Genomic DNA, 11872 nt, shown 5'->3' with positions numbered 1-11872 from the left:
TTTCCCTCTTTTTTTAGTATCATAAAAACAAATAATAACTCTCGGTATATTGACGAATGAAGAGATGGCTACGTCGCATTGGGTGGACGCTACTGGTTTTGGTCGTGGTATTGCCACTGGCCTTTTTAGCAGCAGATAAAATTTGGCCATTGCCAATCAAGCAGATTGAGATGGCGCGTACGGTCGTCGCGGGAGATGGGACTCCGTTATGGCGCTTTGCCGACAAAGAAGGAATTTGGCGTTTCCCGGTTAAATTGGACGAGGTTTCGCCGGAATATATTGATGCGTTATTAACCTATGAAGATCGCCATTTTTATCAGCATCCGGGGATTAACCCATTTTCGTTAATGCGTGCAGCCGGGCAGTTAGTGAGCTCAGGACGCATTGTATCCGGGGGCAGTACCATCTCAATGCAGGTAGCAAGGCTGATTGACCCACATGAGCGTACGTTTGGTGGCAAGCTTAAACAGTTATGGCGTACCGCACAGCTGGAATATCACTATTCCAAAGATGAAATTCTCGAAATGTATCTTAATCGTGCGCCTTATGGGGGCACGATTGAAGGTATTGGAGCGGCCAGTTGGGTTTATTTGAATAAATCCCCCGCAAAATTGACCGCAAGTGAAGCGGCATTGTTTGCTGTTTTACCGCAAGCGCCAAGTCGTTTAAGACCTGATAGATACCCAGAACGGGCGCAAGCAGCACGGGATAAAGTACTCGACAGACTGGCTGAATACCAAGTTTGGAGCACTGAAAAAGTCAATGAAATTAAGCAAGAGCAAATCTGGCTTGCCCCACGTAAAAATCCACATTCAGCGCCATTACTGGCGCGTCGGATGATCAAAGATTCCCAAGAATCCATCGTGGAAACCACCATTGATGCTAGCCTGCAAAAGCAGCTCGAAGAGATGGCAATGAACTGGAAAAACCAACTACCTAAGCAAACTTCCTTAGGATTACTGGTGGTTGATCATACGGATATGAGCGTGAAAGCTTATATTGGGTCGATTGATTTTCAGGATGATAGCCGCTTTGGTCACGTGGATATGATCAGTGCATGGCGCTCGCCGGGGTCAACGCTCAAGCCATTTTTATATGCGCTGGCAATGGATGATGGCCTGATCCACGCCGAATCACTGTTGCAGGATGTGCCTCGTCGGTTTAATGATTATCGTCCCGGTAACTTTGATAGTGGCTTTAATGGCCCTGTCAGTGTGAGTGATGCGTTAGTGCGCTCATTAAATTTACCCGTTGTGCAATTGCTGGATGTCTACGGCAGTAAGCGTTTTGCAGCGCAATTACGTAATGTGGGCGCAGAACTGCGTTTCCCCGTTGGCGGAGAGCCTAATTTATCGTTGATCCTTGGGGGAACGGCGGCGCGAATGGAAGATTTAGTGTCAGCTTACAGTGCATTTGCACGCCAAGGGCACGTTTCTCCTCTGCGTTATCGACCGACCGATGTTATCCGAGATCGTGCGTTGATGTCTCCGGGTGCAGCGTGGATTGTTCGCCGGATTATGGCCGGAGAAGCCCGCCCAGTCCCTGATGCTAATTTATCTGGACAGCCAAACCTTGCATGGAAAACAGGGACCAGTTACGGCTACCGCGATGCTTGGGCGATTGGTGTGAACCCGCGTTATACGATTGGTGTTTGGGTTGGACGCCCTGATGCCACGCCAGTTGCAGGGCAACTTGGCTATGCCACAGCGATCCCAATTATGAACCAAGTGAATAACATGCTGCTGACGCGAATTTATCAATCTCGCGAAGTACTCCCCAAAGATTCAAGACCCGCGAGTGTTAGCCAAGCCGTGATCTGCTGGCCGGGGGGAACCTCATTATTGAAAGAAGATAGTAATTGTCGCCAGCGCCGTTTGAGTTGGATTCTAGACAATACTATTCCACCAACGTTAATGGCACGGGATCAAGAATCTTCTCTTGGACTCAGACAAAAAGTGTGGGTGAATGAGCAGGGGCTACAAGTTGCACCAGATTGCCCAAATGCTCAAGAAAAAGAGATCCATTTATGGCCTATCACCGTAGAGTCATGGCTACCCGCAAGTGAAAAACGAATGAATCGACTGCCTAAGCCCGATACAGTTTGTCCGCCGCTAAATTTTGAAATGCCGCCATTATTAATTTCAGGGATACGCGAGGGGGAAGTCCTACAGCGTTTACCCGGAAAAATCAGTTTAGACCTACGTCTACTCACTCAAGGTGGGCAAGGGCAAAAATGGTGGTTTTTAAACGGTGAGCAAGTGAACAATACAGAGCAAAATGGGGCAATTTTGCTGACGCTCGAAAAAAGTGGAAACTACCAAATATCTGTCTTAGATATGAGTGGTCAGGTCACAGCTATCAACTTTAAGGTCAAGTAATAGCATAAAACAATGACTTAATTAAAAAGTTAGCATTTATTGCTGCAAAAAGATTAACAAAATGTTGATGTGACTGTAGGAAATTGTAATCCAAGCCCCTATAATCAACGCCCTATTTTTCTGCTTCCTAACATCAGGAATAGAAACAATATAAAAACTACAACAGGCACATATTCTTGGTTCTTCACATGTCCTTCTTGAAATCCTAGTGGAAACATTGGGTTAAGTAAGAGAAACAAAGCAGAGAATAAAGAGTAAAAGTCAAGTCAATCGCTAAGAGGTTATTTATGGCTGTTCAACGTACATTTTCTATCATCAAACCAAACGCAGTTAAGAAAAACGTCATTGGTGCAATTTACAACCGTTTTGAAAGCGCAGGCTTCAAAATCGTTGCTGCTAAAATGATGCACCTGACTCGTGAACAAGCTGAAGGCTTCTACGCTGAGCATAAAGGTCGTCCTTTCTTTGATGGTCTGGTTGAATTCATGACTTCTGGTCCAATCATGTTACAAGTGTTAGAAGGCGAAAACGCAATCCAACGTCACCGTGACCTGATGGGCGCAACTAACCCTGATAACGCATTAGCGGGTACTTTACGTGCTGACTACGCAGACAGCTTCACTGAAAACGCAACTCACGGTTCAGATTCAGAAGAGTCTGCTGCACGTGAAATCGCGTATTTCTTCGCTGCTGACGAAATCTGCCCACGCTAAGGCGTTCTCAATAATGCATTAGCATTATTGTTATAATATTTGTACAATACGTCGCCCTGTTAATCATCGCGTTAACAGGGTGATTTATTTTTTAGTCGTCCCGACTAATCGCAATCCCAATTTACGTCGTGCTTTTCGCACTGCCGAAAGTGTAATAACGAGGCAAACTCAATGTCTGATATGACTACCAATGCACAATGTGCAACTCCTTCTGCTGTATCTGCTATGCCAGAAAAAAATGGGCAGCCAGAAAAAAGCGGTCAAAAAATTAACCTGCTCGATTTAAACCGCAAGCAGATGCGCGAATTTTTTGCTGAGCTCGGCGAAAAACCGTTCCGTGCAGACCAAGTGATGAAGTGGATTTACCATTATTGCTACGATGATTTCGAGCTAATGACTGATATCAACAAGGTGCTGCGCGCGAAATTAACAGAAGTCGCTGAGATCCGAGCACCTGAAGTCGCTGATGAACAACGTTCATCCGATGGCACGATTAAGTGGGCTATCAAAGTCGGTGATCAACTGGTTGAAACGGTGTATATCCCTGAAGCTGATCGCGCAACACTGTGTGTCTCTTCTCAAGTTGGCTGTGCATTGGAATGTAAATTCTGTTCTACAGCCCAGCAAGGTTTCAACCGTAACTTACGTGTTTCCGAAATCATCGGACAAGTTTGGCGTGCGGCTAAAATCATCGGTTCGCTGAAGTCTAGTGGCCGCCGTCCTATCACCAACGTGGTGATGATGGGGATGGGGGAGCCGTTATTGAATTTAAACAACGTGGTTCCTGCGATGGAAATCATGTTAGATGATTTTGGATTCGGTTTATCAAAACGCCGCGTGACAATTTCCACTTCAGGCGTTGTTCCTGCACTGGATAAGTTAGGCGATATGATTGATGTCGCGCTGGCCATTTCTCTGCATGCGCCAACGGACGATGTGCGTGATGACATCGTACCAATCAATAAGAAGTATAATATCGAAACATTCTTAGCTAGCGTGAATCGTTATTTAACGAAATCCAACGCGAATGCGGGGCGTGTCACGGTTGAATACGTGATGCTTGATCATATTAACGACAGCGTTGAGCAAGCCCATCAACTCGCGGAATGTTTGAAAAATACGCCAAGCAAAATCAACTTGATCCCATGGAACCCGTTCCCGGGAGCGCCCTATGGTCGCAGTTCCAACAGCCGAATTGATCGATTCTCTAAAGTATTGATGGAGTACGGTTTTACCACGATAGTTCGCAAGACTCGTGGTGATGATATTGATGCTGCATGTGGGCAGCTGGCAGGGGATGTTATTGATAGGACGAAGCGTACCTTGAAAAAACGCCTTGCTGGGGAACCTATCCAGGTAAAATCAGTCTGATATATAGATAATATGTAATCAGTGAGTTAGGTTATAACACGGGGCGTTTTATGGTTAGGCAAAACGCCCTGGTTCGCCTACAATAATTAAAGCGGCATATCTTCTCTATTGTTGTTGGAAATTATGACGTAATCAGACGGGTAAAGTAGCGAGAAATCTGCTTTATATTAATTAAACTTGGAAATAGTGTTGCCAGCTAATGACTATCGAAAATAATACCGAACAAACTTCTATCACTGTAGGGCAATTATTATCCCGAGCGCGTGAGCGTATGGGACTAACTCAAGAAACGGTTGCGGAGCGACTGTGTCTTAAAGTGAGTACGGTAAAGGAAATAGAACAAGATATTCATCCTGCGGGCGTAGAGCCAACGTTTTTACGTGGTTATATTCGTCTGTATGCACGAATGGTCGGAATTTCTGAAAACGATATTAACACACTCTTAAAAAGTGATGTTCCCGCGCAGTCTTCCAATGTTTCCCCAATGCAAAGCTACTCATTAGGTAAAAAGCGTAAAAAACGCGAAGGTTGGCTAATGAAACTGACGTGGCTGATAGTCATTGTGCTGATTGCTATGGTGGGTATTTGGTGGTGGCAAGAGCACAATGCGCAACAGAAAGACCTGTTAACGATGGCGAACCAAAATGAAGCATTGGTTCAACAAAATAGTAGCGAACCCGTAAATAATATTGCGGTTGATATGCCACTTGCAACTGACAATAGCGCTGTGCAAACCGATCCGCAGGTCGACCCTGCACCTGTATTGACGGACACTCAACCAGCAACGAATACTGACGCAGAAGGTGTAAAAACTATCCCGCTGCCAAATGCGCCGCAAACAACGCCTTCTGTAGATAGAGCCCAAACTGATGCCCCTGAAACAACGGAGATGCCAGTTACAACAGGTAATGGTTTAACGTTAAGTTTCTCTGGTCAATGTTGGTTAGAAATTCGTGACGCAAATAATAAAGTTTTATTTAGCGGCATGAAAAATAGCGGTGATAAATTAGAGCTTAATGGTGCGCAACCTTATCGTTTAAACATCGGTGCACCAGCCAATGTGATTGTGGCGTTCCAAGGTAAAAACGTTGATTTAAGCCGTTTCATCAAAGCGAAACGTTCCGCGAAATTTAAGTTGCCAGAAGCATAAAAATATTACGAAATTAAAGAAGCAAACTATATCCTAAAACACTCTTTGTGATAGTTTATAGTTTGCTTTCTTGTGTATAGTGGGTCGCGTTAAAGCAATGACCGTACACTATGCCATGATATTAAAGAGCGCCATGGTATTAAAATGAGCACATGGATGTTCGGAGAATTAAATAAAAATGCATAACGAATCACCAATCAAAAGACGCAAATCCACCCGTATTTATGTCGGTAATGTTCCTGTTGGCGACGGCGCACCTATCGCTGTTCAATCAATGACCAATACCCGTACAACCGATGTCGAAGCGACTGTCCGCCAAATTCAAGCCCTTGAACGTGTTGGAGTGGATATTGTGCGCGTATCGGTACCCACGATGGATGCCGCAGAAGCCTTTAAATTAATCAAACAGCAAGTCAATGTCCCTTTGGTCGCAGATATCCACTTCGATTACCGTATTGCCTTAAAAGTGGCAGAATATGGTGTTGATTGCCTGCGTATTAACCCGGGAAATATCGGTAGCGAAGAGCGAATTCGCCAAGTGGTTGACTGCGCTCGTCATTACAATATTCCTATTCGTATTGGCGTGAATGGCGGCTCGCTGGAAAAAGATATCCAAGAAAAATACGGTGAACCGACACCAGAAGCGTTGGTTGAATCCGCCATGCGTCATGTGGATATTCTGGATAGATTGAACTTTGATCAATTTAAAGTCAGTGTGAAAGCCTCTGATGTATTCCTTGCCGTGGGCTCTTATCGTCTACTGGCTCAAAAAATTGACCAACCACTTCATCTAGGTATTACTGAAGCGGGTGGTGCACGCTCAGGTTCCGTGAAGTCAGCTATTGGTTTAGGTATGCTGCTCTCTGAAGGCATTGGGGATACACTGCGTATTTCTCTTGCCGCGGATCCCGTTGAAGAAGTCAAAGTGGGCTTCGATATTCTGAAGTCACTGCGTATTCGTTCCCGTGGCATCAACTTTATTGCTTGCCCAACATGCTCACGCCAAGAATTTGACGTGATTGGCACGGTGAACGCGTTAGAGCAGCGACTTGAAGACATTATCACGCCAATGGATGTGTCTATCATCGGTTGTGTAGTGAACGGTCCCGGTGAAGCTGAAGTGTCCACATTGGGTGTCGCGGGTGCGAAAACCAAGAGCGGATTCTACGAAGATGGTATTCGTCAAAAAGAGCGCTTTGATAATAACAACATCATTGATCAGCTAGAAGCTAAAATTCGAGCCAAAGCGGCAATGCTAGACGAAAGCATGCGAATAAATATTAATCAGATAGAGAAATAATATTTAGAAACTGGCTCATCATGAGTCAGTTTTTTATTTATCACCGTGATTAGCAGTGTTAATCACGGTCATTTTTTCTTAAAATTACGCCATAGCGACCAAAATCAACAGATAATTCCCGATTCCATAGTGGATTTGCAGTTTGTTGATTGAACCTGATGACATTTCGCTCTTATAATCGACCTTATGTAATTCTGAAAATAGAGAAATAAAGTGGGAAAAAATATCCAAGCCATCCGAGGCATGAATGACTACTTGCCAGCAGATACTCGAGTGTGGCAAAAAATCGAAGCAACATTGAAAAATATTTTACAGGGTTATGGTTTTAGCGAAATTCGTACCCCGATTGTAGAGCAGACCCCGTTATTTAAACGGGCGATTGGTGAAGTGACTGACGTTGTTGAAAAAGAGATGTATACCTTCAACGACCGTAATGAAGAGAGCCTCACACTGCGTCCAGAAAATACCGCAGGTTGCGTACGCGCCGGTATTGAGCATGGTTTGCTGTACAATCAGGAACAGCGCTTATGGTATTTAGGGCCAATGTTCCGCTATGAGCGTCCACAGAAAGGACGTTACCGCCAATTCCATCAGCTAGGTGCTGAGGTATTTGGTCTGGCTGGCCCCGATATTGATGCAGAAGTGATCTTAATGACAGCGCGCTGGTGGCGTGCGCTTGGGATCAGCGAGCATGTCACTCTGGAGCTGAACTCCATCGGTTCATTAGAAGCTCGCGCAAACTACCGTGATGCGTTAGTCGCTTTCCTTGAACAGCACAAAGATAAACTGGATGAAGACTGCAAGCGTCGTATGTACAGCAATCCTCTGCGTGTTTTGGATTCTAAAAACCAAGATGTTCAAACATTATTAAATGATGCACCAGCACTGTTTGACTATCTGGACGCGGAATCTCGCGAACACTTCGAGGGTCTGTGCAAATTATTAGATAACGCGGGCATTAAATACCGTGTTAACCAACGCTTAGTGCGCGGTTTAGACTATTACAACCGCACAGTATTTGAGTGGGTGACAACTGCGTTAGGTTCCCAAGGTACGGTCTGTGCGGGGGGGCGTTATGATGGTCTGGTTGAACAACTGGGCGGTCGTGCAACACCAGCCGTTGGATTTGCAATGGGTATGGAGCGTATGGTTCTGCTGGTTCAAGAAGTGAATCCAGAGTTTACTGCAGACACTTCGGTCGCTGATGTTTATTTGGCATCGTTTGGTGAAAATAGCCAACAATCAGCGCTTTTAGTGGCTGAAAAAGTGCGTGACGAGTTACCTACCCTGCGCCTAATGACCAACCACGGCGGCGGTAACTTTAAGAAGCAGCTAGCGCGTGCTGATAAGCAAGGGGCAAAAATTGCTCTGATCTTAGGCGAAGACGAAATCAATAATAGCCAAGTGACGTTGAAAGATTTACGTACTGGTGAGCAAGAAACTATTTCACAGCAACTAATGGCATCGCGTATCGCAGCGCTGTTAGGTTAAGGAGAGACAAGTGGAAGTCTATACAAACGAACAAGATCAAGTTGAGGCGATCAAACGTTTTTTCGCTAACAACGGCGTTGCTTTAGTGGTTGGACTGGTTATTGGTGTCGGTGGTGTGTTTGGTTGGAACTATTGGCAATCACACCAGTCGAATGTGTTGCAAGAAAGTGCAGCAAAATACGAAGCCGTCAATACTCAGTTACGTTCAGGTTCAGCGGAAGGTATTCAAGCTGCACAAAAATTTGCAGCAGAAACTAACGACGTTTACAGTTCAATGACTGGACTGGAACTGGCGCAAGTTTTTGCTGATAAAGGCGATTTAGCAGGTGCTGAGAAAGCACTGACTGATGCATTAGCTAAAGCAAAAACCGTTGATTTGCAAGATGTGATTAACCTGCGTTTAGCGCGTATCCAACTTGCACTCGGTAATGCGGATGCGGCTATCGCCTCTGTTGCTAAGATCCAAGGTAAGTCATGGCAAGCTACGGCACAGGATGTTCGTGGGGATGCTTTACTCCATAAGGGTGATAAATCCGGCGCTAAAGCGGCATACACTCAGGGGTTAGAAAGTGAAGGTTCTCAATCACTCAGAGGTATTTTGACTCTGAAATTGAACAACGTATCTAATTCATAAGAAGAAAGGAAACGACACACTATGCAGTTGCGCAAAACTCTTTTGGTAGGCCTGGTTGCTTCAGCTTTACTTGCCGGTTGTTCCAGCGAAACTGATTCTATTGTGATGGCGCCATTACCACAGGTTGAGAATCAATTTACACCTTCTATTGTTTGGGATAAATCCGTCGGTAATGGTGTTGAGCAGTTCTATTCTGAACTTTCTCCTGTGTGGGATGGTTCTGCAATTTACGCTGCAGATCGTAAAGGCTTAGTTAAAGCGCTAGAACTTGATAGCGGTAAAGAACTGTGGTCTGTCGATTTATCAAAACGTACTGGTTTTCTTTCTGCCAATTTATCTGCGTTACTGTCTGGTGGCTTGACCATTTCTGATGACAAAATTTTCATCGGTACTGAGCGTGGTACAGTTATTGCGCTAAATAAAGAAAATGGTGAAGTGTTGTGGGATGTGGAAGTGGCAGGCGAAGCCTTGTCCAAGCCTGTCGTGAGTGGCGATATGGTGATTATCCACACTAGCAATGGTCAATTGCAAGCGCTGGATACAGCGACAGGCGCGATTAAGTGGACAGTGAATATGGATACGCCATCACTGTCATTACGTGGTGAATCTGCGCCTGCGGTTGCATTCGGTGCGGCTATCGTCGGCGGTGATAACGGTCGAGTGAGTGCAGTCCTGCTGTCTCAAGGTCAATTGATTTGGCAACAACGTATCTCTTTAGTCACCAGTTCAACAGAAATTGGTCGTCTGAACGATGTGGATATGACGCCTGTGATTGATGATGGCAAAGTGTACGCAATTGCCTATAACGGCACATTGGCAGCTCTGGACATGCGTTCTGGTCAAATGTTATGGAAGCGTGATTTAGGCTCCATCAATGATATGGTGTTATCGGGTGATACCCTGTATTTAGTTGACCAAACCGACCGCGTGCTGGCTGTTCGTAAGAGCGACGGCGTGACATTATGGACTCAAGATCAATTACTGAACCGTGGATTATCTGCGCCAGAAGTTTATAACGGCTATATTGTTGTGGGTGACAAAGAAGGTTATCTGCACTGGTTAGATACCAGCACCGGAGGTTTTGTGGCTCAAAATAAACTGAATAGTTCAGGGATCCACAGTCGCCCTGTGATTGCGAGTGATAAACTGATGGTTCAGACAAGAAACGGAACAGTTTACCTGTTAACACGTTAATTTTCTGACAAGCAGACAATTTATCGATAAAATAAGCGGTTCCTGAATACAGGGGCCGTTTCGTTTTTTTGTTTTCTGAGTTTAGCCTCAGAATTCTATTAGTTAATTAAAGTTGTGAGGCACTGAAGAATGATACCCGTCGTAGCGCTGGTTGGGCGTCCAAACGTAGGAAAATCCACGTTATTTAACCGATTAACCCGTACCCGTGACGCACTTGTAGCGGACTTTCCCGGTCTGACCCGTGATCGTAAATATGGTCGTGCAGAAGTTGAAGGGCACGAATTTATTATTATCGACACTGGTGGTATCGATGGTACAGAAGAGGGCGTAGAAACCCATATGGCGGCTCAGTCGCTTCAAGCGATTGAAGAGGCTGACGTTGTTCTCTTCATGGTAGATGCAAGAGCAGGCTTGATGCCAGCAGATGAAGGCATCGCTAAGCACTTACGCAGCCGCAAGAAAAAAACGTATTTAGTTGCCAACAAAACTGATGGTATTGATGCCAATATTGTTGTTGGTGATTTCTATTCACTGGGTCTTGGGGAAATTTACCCTATTGCCGCCTCTCATGGTCGTGGTGTTACTCAGTTAATTGAGCACTCTTTAAAGCCTTTTATCGAGGTTGAAGACGAAGAAGTCGAACTTACTGACGAAGAAGCGAATGCTGCTTATTGGGCAGAGCTGGAAGCAGAAGGCGAATTCTCCGAAGACGAAGAAGATGATTTCGACCCGAGCACATTGCCAATAAAACTGGCTATCGTAGGGCGTCCAAATGTGGGCAAATCTACCCTGACTAACCGTATTCTCGGTGAAGACCGTGTGGTCGTGTTTGATATGCCGGGAACCACTCGTGACAGTATTTATATCCCAATGGAGCGTGATGAGCGTGAATATATTCTCATCGATACCGCTGGGGTGCGTAAGCGCGGTAAGGTAACTGAAACTGTAGAGAAATTCTCAGTTATTAAAACGCTGCAAGCAATTGAAGATGCTAACGTTGTCTTGCTGGTTATCGATGCCCGTGAAGGTATCTCTGATCAAGATTTATCGTTACTAGGATTCATTTTGAACGCAGGTCGTTCATTAGTGATTGCAGTGAATAAATGGGATGGCATGAAGCCTGAAGATCGCGAGCATGTAAAAGATATGCTGGAACTGCGTCTTGGTTTTGTGGATTTCGCCCGTATTCACTTTATCTCTGCGCTACATGGTAGCGGCGTGGGTAACTTGTTTGAATCTGTACAAGAAGCGTATGAGTCAGCGACTCGTCGTGTTGGTACTGCGCTATTAACGCGTATTATGAAAATGGCAGAAGATGAACACCAACCACCATTGATCCGTGGTCGCCGCGTGAAGATGAAGTATGCGCATGCGGGGGGTCATAACCCACCAATCGTTGTGATCCACGGTAACCAAGTTTCTGATTTACCAGATAGCTATAAACGTTATTTAATGAACTATTTCCGTCGTTCATTAAATGTGATGGGAACGCCAATTCGTATTCTGTTTAAAGAGGGTGAAAACCCATATGCAGATAAGAAAAATAAATTGACGCCAACCCAGTTACGTAAACGTAAGCGTCTGATGCAGCACTTGAAAAAACGCTAATCGCCAACTGTTAGCGCGATAAACAGACTAAAG

9 protein-coding genes are annotated in these 11872 nt (G+C 45.1%); all 9 read left to right on the top strand.

Going from position 1 to position 11872, the window contains the following annotated elements; all coding sequences use genetic code 11:
- Positions 1–56 precede the first annotated feature (56 nt).
- The 9 genes from pbpC (at position 57) to der (ending at position 11839) form a co-directional block, all read left to right on the top strand.
- Entirely contained in the window at positions 57–2378 is a 2322-nt protein-coding gene (pbpC, locus tag LDO51_RS19005) for a peptidoglycan glycosyltransferase PbpC (RefSeq protein WP_225575808.1), read from the top strand.
- Between the two features lie 287 nt (positions 2379–2665).
- Positions 2666–3091, top strand: a complete 426-nt coding sequence (gene ndk, locus LDO51_RS19000; protein WP_006658631.1) for a nucleoside-diphosphate kinase — start codon at positions 2666–2668, stop codon at positions 3089–3091.
- 225 nt (positions 3092–3316) lie between these two features.
- The gene (locus LDO51_RS18995) at positions 3317–4462 is read left to right on the top strand and encodes a bifunctional tRNA (adenosine(37)-C2)-methyltransferase TrmG/ribosomal RNA large subunit methyltransferase RlmN (protein WP_410431076.1); all 1146 of its coding nucleotides are present in this window, start codon (positions 3317–3319) and stop codon (positions 4460–4462) included.
- Positions 4463–4661: 199 nt separating this feature from the next.
- Positions 4662–5612 (top strand): cytoskeleton protein RodZ, encoded by a 951-nt coding sequence (rodZ, locus tag LDO51_RS18990; RefSeq protein WP_225575807.1) that lies wholly within the window; start codon positions 4662–4664, stop codon positions 5610–5612.
- A gap of 178 nt (positions 5613–5790) precedes the next feature.
- Positions 5791–6912 carry a flavodoxin-dependent (E)-4-hydroxy-3-methylbut-2-enyl-diphosphate synthase gene (gene ispG, locus LDO51_RS18985; protein WP_225575806.1) on the top strand — a complete coding sequence of 374 codons (1122 nt, stop codon included), beginning with the start codon at positions 5791–5793 and terminating at the stop codon, positions 6910–6912.
- Positions 6913–7125: 213 nt separating this feature from the next.
- Entirely contained in the window at positions 7126–8403 is a 1278-nt protein-coding gene (hisS, locus tag LDO51_RS18980) for a histidine--tRNA ligase (protein WP_225575805.1), read from the top strand.
- 10 nt (positions 8404–8413) lie between these two features.
- Positions 8414–9037, top strand: a complete 624-nt coding sequence (locus tag LDO51_RS18975) for a YfgM family protein (RefSeq protein WP_225575804.1) — start codon at positions 8414–8416, stop codon at positions 9035–9037.
- 21 nt (positions 9038–9058) lie between these two features.
- Entirely contained in the window at positions 9059–10231 is a 1173-nt protein-coding gene (gene bamB / locus LDO51_RS18970; RefSeq protein ID WP_225575803.1) for an outer membrane protein assembly factor BamB, read from the top strand.
- A gap of 129 nt (positions 10232–10360) precedes the next feature.
- Positions 10361–11839 (top strand): ribosome biogenesis GTPase Der, encoded by a 1479-nt coding sequence (der, locus tag LDO51_RS18965; RefSeq protein ID WP_225575802.1) that lies wholly within the window; start codon positions 10361–10363, stop codon positions 11837–11839.
- The last annotated feature ends 33 nt before the right edge of the window (positions 11840–11872 follow it).

This window comes from Providencia alcalifaciens (genome assembly GCF_020271745.1).
Classification (GTDB): domain Bacteria; phylum Pseudomonadota; class Gammaproteobacteria; order Enterobacterales; family Enterobacteriaceae; genus Providencia; species Providencia alcalifaciens_B.
This window is presented reverse-complemented; position numbering and strand designations above follow the sequence as displayed.